Genomic DNA, 16,759 nt, shown 5'->3' with positions numbered 1-16,759 from the left:
TCTCGCATCGCGGGCGCGCTACGCTGCGCGTCCCATCAGCCGCGCAGTGTGCCACGACATGCCATCCGACCACGACGAAACCGAAGGCTTCGAGGCACCCAGTCGCAGCCAGCGGCGCCGCGATGCGCTGGCGCTGTTCGATCTCGGCGAAGCGCTGCTGACCCTGCCGCCTTCGCGCCTGGCAGGCATCGATCTGCCCGACGACGTGCGTACGGAAATCGCCCACGTGCGCCGCATCACCGCGCCGGTGGCGCGCAAGCGGCAATTGCAGTTTTTGGCCAAGCTGATGCGGCGCCATGATGAGGATGCTTTCGCAGCGGCGCGCGCGGCGCTGGGCGGCGACATCGTGGCGCATCGCCGCGAGGTGGCCGTTGCGCATCGGCTCGAGGCGCTGCGCGAGCAGCTTCTGGCCGAGGGCGATGCAGCGCTGGGTGAACTGCTGCAGCGTCATCCGCTGGCCGACCGGCAGAATCTGCGCGCGCTGATCCGTCAGGCCCGTGTCGAGCGCGCCGGCAATCGCCCGCCACACGCGTATCGCGAGCTACTGCGCCAATTGCGTGCGCTGGAATCCGCAGTCGCCAAAGCGACCACGGATTCGACTCCGGAAGACGCGACGGACTGAAGCAGCCTCAGCGTGTCGCGGGCTCGTGATCGGTACTGCGGATGAACTTGACGATATTGGCGTGCACCTTCACCAGGTCCTGCGGCCGCACGTAGAGCATGTGCCCGACGTGGTAGTAGTGGAACTGGATGTTGTGCATCAGCTTGCGTTGCATCGGCAACTGCTCGAACTGGTACCACGCCGCGTAGTACGGCGTCGCCAGATCGTAATAGCCGGCATTGACCATCACCTTCAGATCCGGGTTGTAGCTCATCGCTGCGGCCAGATCGGGCATCACGTTGGTCGCGATATAGGCCGGCGTGGTCTGTCCTGGCGGCGTATGCAGCAGGTTCCAGTCGTTGCCCACGGTGTTGGAGACGATCTTGTAGGTGTGCTTGCCGCCGAACTTGAGCGTCTTGCGCACGTAGTCGTTGAACGCCGCCGTGTAGGCCGAACTGATCGCCGCGCTCTGCGGGTCGTACATGGCCGACTCCGCCAGCGGATCCATGGTCGGGCCGGAGAAGCGCGCATCCAACCGCCCGGTGGTCTCGCCGCGCGGCAACAGCAGGGTCTGTTCGAATTCGGGCCCGGTCACGCGCAGATCCGCGCGCAGCACATAGCGCTCCGGCAAGCCGGTGTAGGTCGCCATCTGCCTGGCGATGGCGTCTTCCTGCGCCACCGGTAGCGCGGCGCCCTCGTTCAGCGCCTGCAGGTATGGCCCCATCGCCCAGGTCTGCACCTGGTCCAGCCAGGGATGCAGCGTGGCTGGAGGATTGGCCAGTGCCTTGTGATACCAGGCGATCGCGGCATACGAGGGCAGTGCCAGCGCATAAGGCAGGTTGATGCCGGGATTGAGGTTGGGCTGATCGATGCTGGTATCGAAGTTGAGGATGCTCGACATCATCACCACGCCGTTGAGGTCAATGTTGTCCTGCTGCTCGAGGATGTTGGCCAGCACTGCATTGCGCGTAGTGCCGTAGCTCTCGCCGATCAGGTATTTCGGCGAGTTCCAGCGCCCGTATTGCGACAGGAAATTGCTGATGAACTGGGCGAAGGCCTGGCCGTCCGGATCGACGCCGTAGAACATCTTCGGCGTACCCACGCCACCCTCGGCCTTGCCGAGGATGCGGCTGTACCCGGTGCCCATCGCATCGACGAACACCAGATCGCTGGCATTGAGCAGACTGTAATCGTTGTTGACCAACCGGTACGGCGCCGGCGGCGTGTGGATGTGACTGTCGGTAACCACGCGCACCGGGCCGAATGCGCCCATGTGCAGCCACACCGAGGACGAGCCCGGACCACCGTTGTACAGGAAGGAAATCGGACGCTTGGCGGCATCCACGCCGCGCTTGATATACGCCACATAAAACATCTCGCCGGTGGGCTTGCCCTGCTTGTCGTGCAGGATGATGGTGCCGGTATCGGCGGTGTAGTCGATGTGCTTGCCGTTGATGGTGACCTCGCCCGTCGTCGCCGAGGTATGCGGCATGGCCCAGTAATGATCGATGTTGGTTGCATGCGCGCCCGGTTTGGCTTCCGGTTTGGCGGCAAATGCAGAAATCGGCAGCAGCGCGGCGGCGATGGCCACGGCCAGTGCAAGATGGCGAGCAGACATGGAGGACTCCTGGGGCAGACTGGGTAGGGATAGGACGATGCGACGCAGAACAAGAGTCGCGCGGCGCGCGCAAGTTCCGCGCGCCTGAGCACCCGGCAACGGCGCCTTACGATTCAGCAATGCGCATCGCTGCACGCATTCGACGTCGGTATGCGCAGCGTCCGCGCGCAGGAACCGTCGGACCGATGCAAAACAGTGTTTTCTATTACGCCTTTGTAGCCTGCGCATCCGCGCTCCGCCCGCGGACCGGGCCGCGCGCTCTTGCATGGGCGTCTGCCCGCCCCAAGCCTGAGGGTTCTCCCTCATCTGGAATTGCCATGGAATACCGTCGTCTGGGTTCTTCCGGTCTCAAACTCTCCGCGCTGTCCTTCGGCGCCTGGGTCACGTTCGGGCGTCAGGTCGACCAGCGCGCCGCACGCGACATGCTGGCCTATGCGCACGCGCAGGGCGTCAATTTTTTCGACAACGCCGAGGTCTATGCCCACGGTGTGGCGGAGGAGGTGATGGGCGCCGCGCTGCACGAACTGGCCCTGCCACGCGACAGCTACTGCCTGTCCAGCAAGGCTTACTTCGGGCGCTTGCCCGATCCGGCCCCGACCCAGCGCGGCCTGTCGCGCAAACACCTCACCGATGCCTGCCATCAGGCGTTGCGCAGGCTGCGCGTGGATTATCTCGATCTCTACTATTGCCATCGCCCGGACGAGGACACCCCGGTCGCCGAAATCGTGCTGACCATGGACACGCTGGTACGCCAGGGCAAGGTGCTGTATTGGGGCACCAGCGAATGGCCGGCTGTACTCATCAACGCAGCCGCCGAATTCGCGCACGCGCACCACCTCATCGGCCCGCAGATGGAGCAGCCGCAATACAACATGCTGCACCGCGAGCGCGTCGAGCAGGAATACGCGCCGATCTACAACTCGCTGGGTCTCGGCATCACCACGTGGTCGCCGCTGGCTTCCGGACTGCTCACCGGAAAATACGCCGCCAAGGTTCCGGCGGACTCACGCCTGGGCCAGAGCGATAATGCTTGGCTACGCGAGGCCGTGCTCGATGCCGAAGGCGGTGCGCACGCGCGCCGCGCCGCCGCGCTGCCGGCGCTGGCCATGGAATTCGAATGCAGCCCGGCGCAACTGGCCATCGCCTGGTGCCTGAAGAATCCGCATGTCAGCACGGTGATCCTCGGTGCCAGTCGCATCAGCCAGCTCGAGGAGAATCTCGCCGCGCTGGCCGTCGCGCAGCGCCTCGATGCAGCCGCGTGGCAGCACATCGAGAACAACCTCGCCGCAAGCTGAAGAAACCACGCAGCAACAATGCGGCTTCATGGTCACGGGCGCCCGATGCCCGCGGGCTGCGATCGATCGACAGCGGTGTCCATCATGATCGGGCAGCCGCAAGCTTTCGCATGCCTTGATTCGTGGCTGGCGGCGAGCAGCACTTGCATTGCAGATAGGAATGATTATTATTTGCTGTGCCGATCGGAGAATCCCCATGCTGCTGCACACCCCGCCTCTGACCTCTCACCTTGCCAGCGTTGTCCGCACACCCGCACCAACTGCACCGCAGCGAGCGCGGCAAGTCGACAGCCATCAGCTGCTGGCCGGCGCGCGCGAACTTGCCATCGAGCACCTGGGTCAGACTTACCACTTGCGCCTGACACGCAACGACAAGCTGATCCTGACCAAATAAAGCCACGGCGACCCGCGGCAGATGGCGTGCGGATGACGCCATGGCACCGAACCACGTCTCGAGCGAACCAACCATGAACCTGCGCGCAGTGAACGGCATCGCGCCTGACGAACAGGATGCAGGCACTTTTCATGATGGCCATGCCGCGCCGCTGCAGGCGTTCCTGCATCAGCGTGCCTTGTGGCTGCGCGGACTGGGGCCACTGTTGTGCTGCGCGCGCGCGGGACGCATCGCGCGCGAGCGGTGCCTGCCTGATGGCGCGCTGCTGGTGAGCGTCAGCGCCGAGGTCCGCGCCGCCGGTCCGCGTGAATGGCTGAGCCTGGAAACACTACGCGGCGAGATTCAGGCGCGGCTCTATCTGCTGCCTGATACCGATTTCTGCCAATGGGACGCGCTGTGCGCCAGGCTGCCTTGCCGCAATGACACACTGCCGGGCCAGCGCGCGCTGGCCGGCACCGCCCTGGTCGTGCAGTGGACACGCACCGCGCCGCGCTTACGCGCATTGCGGACGCGGCAGCTATCGACGCCGGGACAGGTGCTGGCCCTGCAACTGGCGTGCGAGGAAGCCTGCCAACTCGAACGCTGACTCTGCGCGCGTGACAAGCCGCGGCGCAACGCGCGCCGAGGCCCGGGCGCGGCATGGCTTCTGTCCACCGTGCCTGAGCGAACGCGCTTTATACTGGACCCCACATCGGGGGAGAGTGACATGCCATTGGTTTTTGCACTGATTCTGGTCGTGGTCGCGGTGATCGTGCTGGTCAAGCTGGTGCGCATCGTGCCGCAGGGTTACGAGTGGACCGTGGAGCGCTTCGGCAAGTACGTCGCCACGCTCGATCCCGGCCTGCATTTCCTGATCCCCTTCATCTACGCCATCGGGCGCAAGGTCAACATGATGGAGCAGGTGCTGGACGTCGCCAGCCAGGATGTGATCACCAAGGACAATGCGGTCGTCAAGGTCGACGGCGTGGTGTTCTACCAGGTGCTCGACGCCGCCAAGGCCGCCTACGAGGTGGCCAACCTGGAGCTGGCGGTGATCAACCTGGTGATGACCAACATTCGCACCGTGCTGGGCTCGCTGGATCTGGACGAATCGCTGAGCAAACGCGACGAGATCAACACGCGCCTGCTGCGCGTGGTCGACGAGGCCACGCATCCATGGGGTCTGAAGATCACGCGCATCGAGCTCAAGGACATCCAGCCGCCGCGCGATCTGGTCGACTCGATGGCGCGACAGATGAAGGCCGAACGTGAGAAGCGCGCCAACATCCTCGAAGCCGAGGGCTTCCGCCAGGCCGCGATCCTCAAGGCCGAGGGCGAGAAGCAAAGCGTCATCCTGGCGGCCGAAGGCAAGCGCGAAGCCGCATTCCGCGAAGCCGAGGCGCGCGAGCGTCTGGGCGCAGCCGACGCCAAGGCCACCGAACTGGTTTCGGTGGCGATCGCGCAGGGCGATGTCAATGCGCTCAATTACTTTGTCGCCATCAAATACATCGAAGCATTGAAAGTGTTCGGCGATTCGCCCAACCAGAAAACCATGCTGCTGCCGATGGAAGCCACCGGCGTGCTCGGCGCGCTGGCCGGCATCACCGATCTGGTGCGCACCGCGCAAAGCGAAAGCAGCGCACGCAAGGCGGTTGCAGCAGGCCCAAGACCATGACCCAGTTCATCGTCAACATGCCAGGTCACTTCGTGTGGTGGTCGCTGGCGCTGGTGCTGGCCGCAGCCGAGGTGCTGGCTCCCGGCTATTTTCTGCTGTGGATCGGCATCGGTGCCGCGGCCACTGGCTTCGTGGTGATGCTGCTGCCGCAACTGGGCGTACTGGCGCAGGCAGTTGCCTTCACCGTGCTGGCGTTTTTGTCCTGCGTGGCCTACTGGCGCTGGCTGCGCCCGCGCCTGCAGCGCAGCGAGTACAGCGACACAACCCTCAACCGTCGCGGCGCCAGCCTGATTGGGCGCCGCCTGGTGCTGAGCGAGGCCATCCACGAAGGCCGCGGTCGTGTGCGCGTCGGCGATGGCGTGTGGCTGGCAACGGGACCGGATCTCCCCGCCGGCAGTGAGGTCGAGGTTATCGCCGCCGAAGGCATCCTGCTCAAGGTGCGTGCTGTGCAAGACGCAGCGTCGACAACGGCCGAAGCTGCCAACCGCGGCTGATCAGGCCAGCAGCAGGCAGGAAACACCGGCCAGCGTGCAACTCACACCGATCAACTTGCGTGGCGTCAGCGGCTCACGCAGCAGCAGTGCCGCCAGCAGCACGATGAACGCCGAGCTGGTTTCATTGAGGATCGCGGCCACCGTGGCCGGCGCATACTTGTAGCCGCCGACCCACAGCAGCACGGCCACGTACTGGCCAATGAACGCGGCCAGCAGCAGCAGCGGCCAGCGCAGGCGCCTACCGCGCAGGCAGTGCAGTGGCGACTGCCGCCGCCACGTGAACACCAGACCCAATCCCAGCAAGCCACCCAGGGTGCGCAACAACACCATCCACAGCAACGGCTGCCAGGCCAGCCATGGTTTGATCAGCACGATGGCCACTGCCATCAAGAAAATCGCGGCGATGCCCTGGATGAATCCGCGCCGCGCACGTGCCCTGTCCACGGCCGCTGCCTGCCCCTGCGCATGACCCACCACCAGCACGCCCAAGCTGACCAGCACGAAACCCAACCATTGCAGCGGACGCATGGTTTCGCCCAGAAACAGCACCGACAACACGATCACGAATGGGCTGTACAGGTTGCCCAGAATCCCGGCACGCCCGGCACCGAGCTTGTTGAGCGCGGCAAAATACAGGCTGTCGGCCGCCGCCATGCCCAGCAACCCGGACAACAACGTCACACCCACGCCGAGCGCGTCCAGATGCGGCAGCGGCGTGCGCAGTGCCAGCACGCTCAGCAGCAGCATGCCCAGCACCAACAGGTTCTTGAGCAGATTCAGCAGCAGCGGCGGCAGCGTCTCACCCAGGCGTTTGTAGATAATGACCGCCACCGCCCACGCCAGTGCACTGCCAATGGATAGCGCCTCACCCAAGCCCATGGCGCCCTCCGCCCCACACGCACCAGCGCTGCATTATCCGTTGGATTGCGCACGCCGCCTATCGCTTTGGCCTGGCGTTCGCACCCGGACCACCCCTGAATTGCGAGGCCGCGCATGAGCGCGCACCGTTCACCGTTCAATACGCGCGTGGCTTTTGTCGTCGAGACGGCACGGCGTCTGCATCAATACGGCACCGCGGCGCCACGCCTGGAAATGGCCGTGTCACGCATGGGCGAGCGCCTGGGACTGCGCATCGAGGTCTGGTCGAGCCCGACCGCGATCATCCTTTCGGCCAGCACGCTGGACGCAACCAACGCCGCTGCCCTGGCCGAAGTCACGCAGGTAATGCGCCTGCCGCCAGGCGATGTGGATCTGGCGCGCCTATGCAGGGTCGATCGCATCGCCGACGAGGTGATTGCCGGCACGCTCGACGTCGAGGACGGCTTCCGCCAGTTGCGCGCGTTGACCGAGCCGCGGCCGCGCTGGTGGTGGCCGCTGAGTGTCGCGGCATTCGGCATTGCCGCGGCCATGGTGGCGGTCTTGCTGCACGGCGCGTGGGTCGATCAACTGGCTGCGGGCGTGATCGGCATCGTCATCGGCCAGGTCACCGTCAGCAGTGCCGGGCATCCGCGCATGGCCGTGGCCAGCGAGGCGATCGCGGCTTTGCTGGCCACGCTGATCGCCGGTGCCATCGGCGCCTTCATCGTGCCATTGGCGCTGAAAACGGTAGTGATCTCGGGATTGATCGTGCTGATGCCAGGTCTGGCCCTGACCAATGCGGTGCGCGAGATTTCCACGCAACACCTGGTCTCGGGGACGGCACGCCTGGCTGGAGCGCTGTCCAGTCTGCTCAAGCTCACCTTCGGCACGCTGGCCGGCGCGCAGATCCTTGACCTGCTCGGCTGGCACGCCCTCGGCGCGCCGCTGGCGGCGGCGCCGAACTGGATCGAGTTTCCGGCGCTGCTGCTGGGCAGCGCAGCATTCGGCGTGCTGTTTCAGACCGCGCCACGCGATTGGCCACTGGTCATGGGTGCGGCGATCATTGGCTATCTGAGCACGCGCATGGGCACCGGGTTGTACGGGCCAAGCTTCGGAGTGTTCGTTGGCGGATTGATCATTGCCGCGTTGAGCAATCTCTATGCGCGCTACCGGCATCGTCCCGGTGCGCTGCTGCGTGAGCCAGGCATCATTCTGCTGGTACCGGGAGCGGTCGGCTTTCGCAGCGTGTCCTTGCTGCTGGAGCGCAATGTGCATATCGGCACCGATGCCGCCGTGCTGCTGATTTCATTGCTGGTGGCGCTGGTCGCGGGACTGCTGTTTGGCGATTTGCTGATCGGCCCGCGACGCAGCCTGTAGGCCGCAAATGAAACGCCGGCACATGACCGGCGTCGCATGGCGTTCAACAATTCGCCTGGGCGAATCGATCCATTGCAGATCGGTCTGCACGGCTTGGCATTCTGCCGCGGCTTGCAAGCCATTCGGCATTGCAGAGCCGCGCCGCTTCTGTCTGCACCATCCTTGGTTCCGGCGCGCAGCGGGCGCTGGCCCACTGCGCTCTGTGCCAGGGCGGTTTTGCAAACCGCTCTGATACTTACTTGATCAGCATGTCCGCTTCTTTCCTGCCGGCGGCCAGCGCTTCGTGGAACCAGCGCGGGCGCTTGCCACGGCCACTCCAGGTTTGCTGGGCATTGGCTGGATTGCGGAACTTGGGCGCCACGACGCCCATGCTCTTGCGCGCACGCCGCGCGCGGCCACCAAAAACATCCTCAAGGCTATAGCCTTCCTGTTTGACGATATTCTCAATGCGCTCACGCAACGCGCCCAGCTTTTCCTTGGCCAACTCCGCCTGACGCACTTTGGCGTGCTCGATCAACTCGTTGAGCTGGTTGTGATTGAAGGTTTTCAGATCGATGGCCATGACTCGTCTCCTGAATGGATATGGATTATGCGGATCAACGGCTGACCCGCTGCAGCATGAGGATTTTTGCACGCTGCATGCAATTGCACAATATTCAGTCAATAACCGCAACCATGAAATAGCTGTAATGCGCGGTTTACAAGCAACCGTGCGCGGCGGAACCAGACCACTCGTGTTGCCGGGTGCATTGGCAGTGGGTCACGGCCTGTGCGTCGTACTGCACGCCATCATTGGCTCGCCGAAGGCTTGCACTTGATCAGGCCTTTGCCAATCAGGGCGAATCCGCGCGGATGCGTGTCATCAGTTGCTCTTTATTCAGCATTTCACTGTCCGCAGCATCGCGCCGGCGGTATTCTAACTGGCCGGTAGCCAGACCACGCTCGCTGATGACGACGCGCTGCGGAATGCCGATCAGTTCAATATCGGCAAACATCGCGCCCGAGCGCAAGCCGCGATCATCCAGCACTACTTCAATGCCGCATCCTTGCAATTCGGCATACAGCGCCGCCGCGGCCTGATCGACAGCCGCGACGCTTTTGGGATTGATGACGCAGATCGCCACCTGCCATGGCGCCATGGCACGCGGCCAGCGGATGCCTGCAGCATCGTGATTCTGCTCGATCGCCGCAGCCACGATACGGCTCACGCCAATACCGTAGCAGCCCATGAATGGCGTTTGCGCCTTGCCTTGCGCATCGAGTACCTGCGCGCCCATGGCCGCGGCGTATTTCTGACCCAGTTGAAAGACGTGCCCCACCTCGATGCCGCGCGCGATTTGCAGCGCGCCGCTGCCATCCGCGGCGGCATCGCCGGCTTGCACGTTGCGAATATCGGCGACGTGATCCGGCTCGGGCAAATCGCGGCCCCAGTTGACGCCCCGCAGGTGATAACCGACGGCATTGGCGCCAATGACAAAATCGGCCATGGCGGCAACGCTGCGATCGGCAACGAGGGTAATGGCCTTGCGCGGTTCCCGCGGTCCGATGAAGCCTGGTTCGCTGCCCAGGTGTTCGACAATTTCGGCCTCATTGGCCAGACGAAATTCAGCCAGCCCCGGCAGCTTGGCCAGCTTGATTTCGTTGAGCAGGTGATCTCCGCGCAGCAGCGCCAGCACAAAACCGGATTCGCTGACCAAGGCAATGGATTTCACCGTGCGCGCCAGATCGACACCTAATAGCGCGGCCACCTCGGCGCAGGTTTTCTGCGTCGGCGTGGCCACGCGCTGCAGCGCTTCGGCTGGCGCTGCGCGTGCGCCCGGCGCCAGTGCTTCGGCCATTTCCACATTGGCGGCGTAACCGGATGCGCTGGAAAAAGCGATGGCATCCTCGCCGGAATCGGCCAGCACGCTGAACTCATGACTGGCGCTGCCACCGATGGCGCCGGTGTCGGCCTGCACCGCACGAAAGCGTAAACCGAGCCGGGTGAAAATGCGCGTGTAGGCGTCGTACATGTTCTGATACTCACGCGCCAGACATTCCGGTGTGAGGTGAAACGAATACGCGTCCTTCATCAGGAATTCGCGCGCGCGCATCACGCCGAAGCGCGGGCGGATCTCGTCGCGGAACTTGGTCTGGATCTGGAAGAAATTAATCGGCAACTGGCGGTAGCTTTTCAGCTCGTTGCGCGCAAAATCGGTGATCACTTCCTCGTGGGTAGGGCCATAGCAGTATTCCTGATCCTTGCGGTCGCGGATTTTCAGCAACTGCCCGCCGAATTTTTGCCAGCGCCCGGTTTCCTCCCACAGCTCGCGCGGCTGGATCGAGGGCATCAGCAATTCGATGGCACCGGCGCGATTCATTTCCTCGCGCACGATGGCCTCGACCTTGCGCAGCACGCGCAGCCCCAGCGGCGTCCACGTGTAGATGCCGGCGGCAAGCTTGCGCAGCATGCCGGCGCGCAGCATCAGCTGGTGGCTGACGATCTCGGCATCGGCTGGCACTTCCTTGACGGTATTCAGGTGAAACTGGCTGAGGCGCATCTTCGAAGTCCGCGTAAAGGGTGCAGAGTGTAACGATGCCGCCGGGATTCAGGCGCGCAGCCGTGCCAGCGCCTGGCGATAGCGCCGTGCGATGGCTTCGCCATGCACGTGCCGCCCGGCGCGCACCAAGTGCTGCCCGGCGACGCAGACATCGCGCACGAGCGCTGCGTTGCCGGCAAAGATCCAGCTGTCCAGCACTTCCTCGGGGCGACGCTCCGCCAGCAGCACATGCGCACCATCCAGATGCAGCAATGCCGCATCCATCGGCGTGTCGTCGAGACCGGCCGCCTGGCGCCCGCCCGCCAGCGCCAGCGCAACCAGGCGCGCGCCGGCATGCGGCTGTTGCGCACTGGCGGCGAGATTGCGGGCGCGTCGGGCCAGGCGCTGGCCGTACTCCAGCCAGCGCAATTCCTCCACTGGCGAAATCGACACATTGCTGTCCGAGCCGATGGCGATACGCCCGCCCGCGTCCAGATAGGGACCGAGCGGAAACAGCCCGTCGCCGAGATTGGCCTCGGTGCTCGGGCACAACGCCACCACCGCACCGCTGCGCGCAAGGCGCGTGGTTTCAGCGGAATCCATGTGCGTGGCATGCACCAGGCACCAGCGCGCGTCGAGCGGTGCATGGTCGAGCAGCCAGGCCACCGGGCGCTGGCCCGTGGCCGCCAGGCAATCATCCACCTCGGCGGTTTGCTCGGCGATGTGGATGTGCAGCGGGCCCTGCGCGGCCAGGCCCGATTGCAGCAGCTCGTGCAAGGCCTCGGCCGGCACCGCGCGCAGCGAGTGCAAGGCAATGCCGACATTCAGCCCCGGGCCTTGAAGCGCGCGCAATTCGGCCAGCAAATCGAGGAATGCATCGAGCGTGTGCGCGAAGCGTTGCTGGCGTGCCGCCAGAGGGCGCTGATCAAAACCTCCACTCATGTACAGCGTCGGCAACAAGGTCAGCCCGATGCCGGTTTCGCGCGCGGCGGCGATCAGGGCCGCGCTCATCGCGCTGGCCGGGGCATAGGGTTTGCCGTCCTGCGCATGGTGCAGATAGTGGAATTCGCACACCTGCGTGTAGCCGGCTTCGAGCATTTCCACGTAGGCCTGTGCCGCAACCGCGTGCAGAGTCTCCGGATCGAGTCGCGCAGCGAAGGTGTACATGGTCTCGCGCCAGCTCCAGAAGCTGTCCCGCGCATCGCCAGCACGCACGACGCGACGCTCGGCAAGTCCCGCCATCGCGCGCTGGAATGCGTGCGAATGCGCGTTGACCAGGCCTGGAATCACCCAGCCGTGCCAGCTCGTCTCGGCGACGGCGGCGTCGCAACCGCAGCTGTGCGCGCGCCAGCTCGCGCCATCCCAGAAATTGGGCATCGAAAGATTTGCATTCACCGGATCACTCCGCTTGCCGTCATGGCGGCCCGCACGCGACGCGCGGGCGAGCGAGCCGTCAGGTTAAGCCATAATCGAGTGATGCACGATGCCAATCCGCCACTCGATACACGCCATCCTGTTCAAGGTGAGCACGAGCCTGAAACTTCGCCATGGCGGCGGCGACTGGTACTGTGGGGCGGCGGAATCCTGGTGGGCCTGGTCGCGGTGGCTTTCATGAAGCTCACCAACCTTGCCTACGCGATCTTCGCCGCGGCCATCGCTGGACGCGCCTGGCTGGCGCTGCTGATCACCCCGCCCGGTTTCGCCCTGATCGCCTGGTTCATCTCGCGCCACATGCCGGATGCCCGCGGTGGCGGCATCGCCGAGGTCATCGCCGCACAGGACGAGCAAAGCCACGCGCTGAGCGAGCGCCTGGTCAGTTGGCGCATGGTGCTGGCCAAGTTTTTGCTGACACCACTGGCGCTGCTTACCGGCGCCTCGATCGGCAACGAAGGGCCGACCGTGCAGATCGGTGCGGGCATCATGTACACGCTGGGCAAGCGCTTCGGCTTCGACGATCCCAAGGCAGCGGCACGCTTCATCTTGGCCGGTGGCGGCGCCGGCCTCGCGGCGGCCTTCAACGCGCCGCTGGCCGGCGTGATGTTCGCCATCGAGGAATTGGCCGGCGCCTTCGAACATCGCCTCAGCGGCATCCTGATCGCGGCAGTCTTGTTTTCCGGCGTGGTCTCGCTGGGCCTGCTCGGCAACTACAGCTACTTCGGCAATGTCCCCGCCAGCCTGCCGCTGGGCGCAGGCTGGCTGGCGCTGCTGGTGGTCGGGGTGATCTGTGGACTGGCCGGCGGCCTGTTTGCGCGGCTGATGCTGCTGGATATCGGCCCCCTGCACCACCTGGCCAAGCTACGCACGCGCTTTCCGGTGTGGTTCGCCGCAACCGCCGGGCTGGCACTGGTGGCGCTGGGGCTGGCCAGCCACGGCAGCGTGTATGGCACCGGCTACGACCAGGCGCGCGCGCTGCTGCAGGGCGCACCGCAGAATCCGGGCGAAAGCTTCGGCGTGCTCAAGTACATCGCCAACGCCATCAACGTGTGGTCGGGCGTGCCCGGTGGCTCGCTGTCACCCGCGCTGGCCGTGGGCACCGGTCTGGGCCACAACGTGGCGCACTGGTTCCCGCACGTGGCACCGGCCGCGGTGATGCTGATGGGCATGGCGGCGTATCTGGCCGGCGTGGCGCAAACCCCGCTGACCGCCGCGGTGATCTGCCTGGAGATCACCCCCAATCAGGATCTGGCGCTGCCGATCCTGGCGGCCGCGCTGCTTGGTCGCGCCAGTTCGGCGCTGATCTGCCGCACGCCGATGTACAACGTGTTCGCCGCGCGCCTGATGCGCGAGTACGAGAACCAGCGTGCCGCGGATGCCCGTACCGCCGCAGCTCAGGAACCCGCGCCATGAATCCCGCCGCGGCGCAGGGTTTGATCCTGCACGCACATCTGGCCACGTTGGCCGCAGATCATGGCTACGGCCTGATCGAGGATGGCGCCATCGCCTGGCGCAAGGGCCGCATTGCCTGGCTGGGGCCGACAGCGGAATTGCCGCATGCATATGACACGTTGCGCGCGACCGCTGTCGACGCCCATGGCGCACTGCTCACCCCGGGCCTGATCGACGCGCACACGCACCTGGTGTTTGCTGGCGAGCGCGCACAGGAGTTTGAGCAGCGCCTGCAAGGCGCCAGCTACGAGGCGATCGCTCGCGCCGGCGGCGGCATCCTGGCCACGGTTCGCGCCACGCGCGCGGCCGATGAAACCGGTCTGCTGGCGGCATCCTTGCCGCGCGCGCGCGCGTTGCTGGCGGACGGCGTCACCACATTGGAGATCAAATCCGGCTACGCACTGGACCTGCCCGGCGAGACGCGCATGCTGCGCGTGGCGCGGCGCATCGGCGATGAACTGGGCATCGAGGTGCGCACCACGCTGCTGGGACTGCACGCACTGCCAGGCGAATTCCACTCCCGGCGCGCGGATTATGTGCGCGAGGTCTGCACGCACTGGCTACCGCATCTGCATACCGAAGGACTGGTCGATGCCGTGGACGCATTCTGCGAAGGCATCGGTTTCAGCGCCGCGGAGACGCGCGCGCTGTTCATCGCCGCGCGCGCGCTGGGCCTGCCGGTCAAATTGCATGCGGATCAGCTGTCCAATCTGCATGGCGCCGCGCTGGCCGCCGAGTTCGCGGCGCTCTCGGCCGATCATCTCGAATGCACCGACGCCGCGGGCGTGGCGGCTCTGGCCGCGGCGGGCACCGTGGCAATGCTGTTGCCCGGCAGCTTTTATGTACTGCGCGAAACGCGCCTTCCGCCCATTGCGGCGCTGCGTGCGGCGCAAGTGCCGATGGCGGTGGCGACCGATCTCAACCCCGGCACCGCGCCACTGCGTTCGCTGCGCGTGGCCATGAACATGGCCTGCACCTTGTTCGGACTGACGCCGTTGGAGGCCTTGCGCGGCGTCACCGTGCATGCCGCGCGAGCACTTGCACTCAACGACCGCGGCCGGCTGGCGCAAGGGCTGCGCGCGGATCTGGTGCTGTGGGATGCCACGGCGCCGGCCGAACTGAGCTACTGGATCGGCGGTACGTTGGCACGCACGGTCATTGCCGCCGGCCAGCGCGTGGTCTGAGCAGCACGCGCTGGCGTACGGACTTGCAGGTCAGGCTTTCTTGGCGGCAGTTTTCCTGACTGCGGTCGTGGCTGCTTTCTTGGCCACGGCTGCAGGCTTTTTCGCCGCGACGGCGACCACCTTGCTACCGGCGACCGTCTTGGCCGCATGTGGCCGGGTGTTGCCGTAATTGCCGCGATAAGTCTTGCCGCGGCGGGTCTTGGGATCGCCCTTGCCCATGGATGTCCTCGTGTATGCGCAATGCAAAAAGGTTGCTGAGCATAGCAGCGCCCAGCGCCGCGACCAAACGCGGCCCCTTCAACGCGCGACGCAATCCGGGCTGGTCTCGACACAGCCGGCGCTTTCGATTTGCACCGTGGTGTGGCGGATGCCGAAGCGCTCGGCCAGCGTCGTCCGCACCAGCCGCAGAATACGCTCGCCCTGGTCCGAAGCAGCCACACGCACGTGCAGGGTGGCCATGCGCTGCCCCGCACCGACCTGCCAAAGGTGCAGATGATGCACATCGACGATACCCGCATCCAGCACGCGCAACGCGGCCACCACGGCCTCGACGCTGACGCCATCGGGCACCCCCTCCAGCAGGATGTGCGCCGAACGCCGCACCAGCACCCAGGCACTGCGCAGCAAGAGCAGCGAAACCAGCAAGGACAACACCGGGTCGGCCCACAACCAGCCCAGCCATCCCACCGCCAGCGCCGCCAGCACGGTAGCGACCGAACCAAGCAGGTCGCCGAGCACGTGGAGGCTCGCCGCCGCCATGTTCACGTCGTCGGCATCATGCCGATGCAGCATGCGCAGCACCACCACATTGACCAGCAGCCCCACCAGCGCCACCGCGAGCATCTCGCCCGAGGCGATCGCACGCGGCTGCTGCAGGCGACGCACCGCCTCCCAGACAATGAATCCGACCAGCACGAACTGGGTCAGTGCGTTGAAAAAGCCCGCCAGGATCTCGCCGCGTGCCAGACCGAAGCTGTAGCGCGCGCTGGGCGGATGCAGCGCGATGCGCGCGCTGGCCACGGCCAGACCCAGCGCCATGGCATCGACCAGCATGTGTCCGGCATCGGCCAGCAGCGCCAACGAACCCGACCACCAGCCACCCACGGCTTCGATCACCAGCATCAGCAGCGTCAATACCAGACCGATTCCGAGGCGCCGCGCACGGCCATCACCATGCGCGCGAACGTGAAACGAATGTTCATCGTGCACGTGTTCATCGTGCACGCGAGCACGTTCGTGCGCGGCGCGTGGCGCATGCCGATGCGGAGACCAATCGTTCATGCGGTCATGCTAGGTGCGCGTCCCCGCGTTACACAATCACCCCATGCACGTGCACACCTTTCGAGCGCAGCCGTTGGCCGCAGCACATGACAATCACTGCGCGCGCCTATCGCCGAGCGCGGCAGCGCGCGCACAGGCCATGCACTTCAAGGGTCTGCGCGCGGGGTGCGAAACCACGCCGCTGCGCTTCACGCGCGATCAGCGCCGCCATGTGCCCGTCGTCGCATAGCTCCTCGGCCTCGTTGCACTCATCGCAAATCAGAAACGGCACCTGATGCGCCTGCTCGGGGTGATGGCAAGTGACGAAGGCGTTGATCGAATCGAGGCGATGGATGAACCCGTGCGCGAGCAAGAACTCCAGCGCGCGATACACGGTCGGCGGCGCCGCCGTGGCGTGCAGTTGGCGCAGGCTTTCGAGCAAGTCATAGGCCTTGGCCGGCCGGCCCTGCGCGGCCAGCAACTGCAGTATCTCGCGCCGCGATTCGGTGAGTCGCAAGCCACGCTCGCGGCAGGCGCGCTCGACCGTCGCGAGGTATTCGCGCGCATCATGACGGTGGCTATGCGGTTGAATTTGCGCACTCATGCGGACAGCATACAA

Annotated in this window: 18 protein-coding genes; 10 read left to right on the top strand and 8 right to left on the bottom strand. The window is 65.4% G+C overall.

What is annotated here, in order from left to right; all coding sequences use genetic code 11:
• Positions 1–58: 58 nt before the first annotated feature.
• The gene (yjgA, locus tag Mschef_RS04840) at positions 59–622 is read left to right on the top strand and encodes a ribosome biogenesis factor YjgA (protein ID WP_081126652.1); all 564 of its coding nucleotides are present in this window, start codon (positions 59–61) and stop codon (positions 620–622) included.
• Between the two features lie 7 nt (positions 623–629).
• Here the strand turns inward: yjgA and Mschef_RS04835 are convergent, their stop codons facing one another.
• Complete coding sequence (locus Mschef_RS04835) at positions 630–2,219, bottom strand: S10 family peptidase (RefSeq protein WP_081126651.1); 1,590 nt, start codon at positions 2,217–2,219, stop codon at positions 630–632.
• A 317-nt stretch (positions 2,220–2,536) separates the two neighbouring features.
• Here Mschef_RS04835 and Mschef_RS04830 point away from each other — a divergent pair, with 317 nt between their 5' ends.
• From Mschef_RS04830 to Mschef_RS04810, 5 genes are all read left to right on the top strand, one after another.
• On the top strand, positions 2,537–3,514 hold the full coding sequence (locus Mschef_RS04830; RefSeq protein ID WP_081126650.1) for an aldo/keto reductase: 978 nt from the start codon (positions 2,537–2,539) through the stop codon (positions 3,512–3,514).
• Between the two features lie 196 nt (positions 3,515–3,710).
• On the top strand, positions 3,711–3,908 hold the full coding sequence (gene hemP / locus Mschef_RS04825; RefSeq protein WP_081126649.1) for a hemin uptake protein HemP: 198 nt from the start codon (positions 3,711–3,713) through the stop codon (positions 3,906–3,908).
• A gap of 73 nt (positions 3,909–3,981) precedes the next feature.
• Positions 3,982–4,494 carry a hypothetical protein gene (locus Mschef_RS04820; protein WP_081126648.1) on the top strand — a complete coding sequence of 171 codons (513 nt, stop codon included), beginning with the start codon at positions 3,982–3,984 and terminating at the stop codon, positions 4,492–4,494.
• Between the two features lie 120 nt (positions 4,495–4,614).
• Complete coding sequence (locus Mschef_RS04815) at positions 4,615–5,562, top strand: SPFH domain-containing protein (protein WP_081126647.1); 948 nt, start codon at positions 4,615–4,617, stop codon at positions 5,560–5,562.
• A complete protein-coding gene (locus Mschef_RS04810; protein WP_242426448.1) occupies positions 5,559–6,056 on the top strand; it encodes an NfeD family protein in 498 nt (165 codons plus the stop codon). The genes Mschef_RS04815 and Mschef_RS04810 overlap by 4 nt, the downstream gene beginning before the upstream one ends.
• Here Mschef_RS04810 and Mschef_RS04805 read toward each other — a convergent pair whose 3' ends face one another.
• Positions 6,057–6,935 carry a DMT family transporter gene (locus Mschef_RS04805; protein WP_081126646.1) on the bottom strand — a complete coding sequence of 293 codons (879 nt, stop codon included), beginning with the start codon at positions 6,933–6,935 and terminating at the stop codon, positions 6,057–6,059. It abuts the gene before it with no gap.
• 114 nt (positions 6,936–7,049) lie between these two features.
• Here Mschef_RS04805 and Mschef_RS04800 point away from each other — a divergent pair, with 114 nt between their 5' ends.
• Complete coding sequence (locus tag Mschef_RS04800; RefSeq protein WP_081126645.1) at positions 7,050–8,291, top strand: threonine/serine exporter family protein; 1,242 nt, start codon at positions 7,050–7,052, stop codon at positions 8,289–8,291.
• A gap of 235 nt (positions 8,292–8,526) precedes the next feature.
• Here the strand turns inward: Mschef_RS04800 and Mschef_RS04795 are convergent, their stop codons facing one another.
• Positions 8,527–8,853 (bottom strand): H-NS histone family protein, encoded by a 327-nt coding sequence (locus tag Mschef_RS04795; RefSeq protein ID WP_081126644.1) that lies wholly within the window; start codon positions 8,851–8,853, stop codon positions 8,527–8,529.
• Between Mschef_RS04795 and Mschef_RS17090 the strand changes: the two genes are divergently transcribed.
• Entirely contained in the window at positions 8,852–9,109 is a 258-nt protein-coding gene (locus Mschef_RS17090) for a hypothetical protein (RefSeq protein ID WP_136256475.1), read from the top strand. The genes Mschef_RS04795 and Mschef_RS17090 overlap by 2 nt on opposite strands.
• Before the next feature lie 15 nt (positions 9,110–9,124).
• Here the strand turns inward: Mschef_RS17090 and Mschef_RS04790 are convergent, their stop codons facing one another.
• Positions 9,125–10,831, bottom strand: a complete 1,707-nt coding sequence (locus tag Mschef_RS04790) for a proline--tRNA ligase (protein ID WP_081126643.1) — start codon at positions 10,829–10,831, stop codon at positions 9,125–9,127.
• Between the two features lie 48 nt (positions 10,832–10,879).
• Positions 10,880–12,205, bottom strand: coding sequence for a formimidoylglutamate deiminase (locus Mschef_RS04785; protein ID WP_081126642.1), 1,326 nt, complete (start codon positions 12,203–12,205; stop codon positions 10,880–10,882).
• A 216-nt stretch (positions 12,206–12,421) separates the two neighbouring features.
• Here Mschef_RS04785 and Mschef_RS04780 point away from each other — a divergent pair, with 216 nt between their 5' ends.
• Positions 12,422–13,657: a chloride channel protein gene (locus Mschef_RS04780; RefSeq protein ID WP_168708936.1), complete on the top strand. Its 1,236-nt coding sequence runs from the start codon at positions 12,422–12,424 to the stop codon at positions 13,655–13,657.
• Positions 13,654–14,880: an imidazolonepropionase gene (hutI, locus tag Mschef_RS04775; protein WP_081126640.1), complete on the top strand. Its 1,227-nt coding sequence runs from the start codon at positions 13,654–13,656 to the stop codon at positions 14,878–14,880. The genes Mschef_RS04780 and hutI overlap by 4 nt, the downstream gene beginning before the upstream one ends.
• 30 nt (positions 14,881–14,910) lie before the next feature.
• Here the strand turns inward: hutI and Mschef_RS04770 are convergent, their stop codons facing one another.
• The 3 genes from Mschef_RS04770 to Mschef_RS04760 form a co-directional block, all read right to left on the bottom strand.
• Positions 14,911–15,099: a 30S ribosomal protein THX gene (locus tag Mschef_RS04770; protein ID WP_081126639.1), complete on the bottom strand. Its 189-nt coding sequence runs from the start codon at positions 15,097–15,099 to the stop codon at positions 14,911–14,913.
• Positions 15,100–15,177: 78 nt separating this feature from the next.
• Entirely contained in the window at positions 15,178–16,161 is a 984-nt protein-coding gene (locus tag Mschef_RS04765; RefSeq protein ID WP_081126638.1) for a cation diffusion facilitator family transporter, read from the bottom strand.
• A gap of 106 nt (positions 16,162–16,267) precedes the next feature.
• Positions 16,268–16,744, bottom strand: a complete 477-nt coding sequence (locus Mschef_RS04760) for a transcriptional repressor (protein ID WP_081126637.1) — start codon at positions 16,742–16,744, stop codon at positions 16,268–16,270.
• Positions 16,745–16,759: the final 15 nt, after the last annotated feature.

The organism is Metallibacterium scheffleri, from assembly GCF_002077135.1.
Taxonomy (GTDB): domain Bacteria; phylum Pseudomonadota; class Gammaproteobacteria; order Xanthomonadales; family Rhodanobacteraceae; genus Metallibacterium; species Metallibacterium scheffleri.
This window is presented reverse-complemented; position numbering and strand designations above follow the sequence as displayed.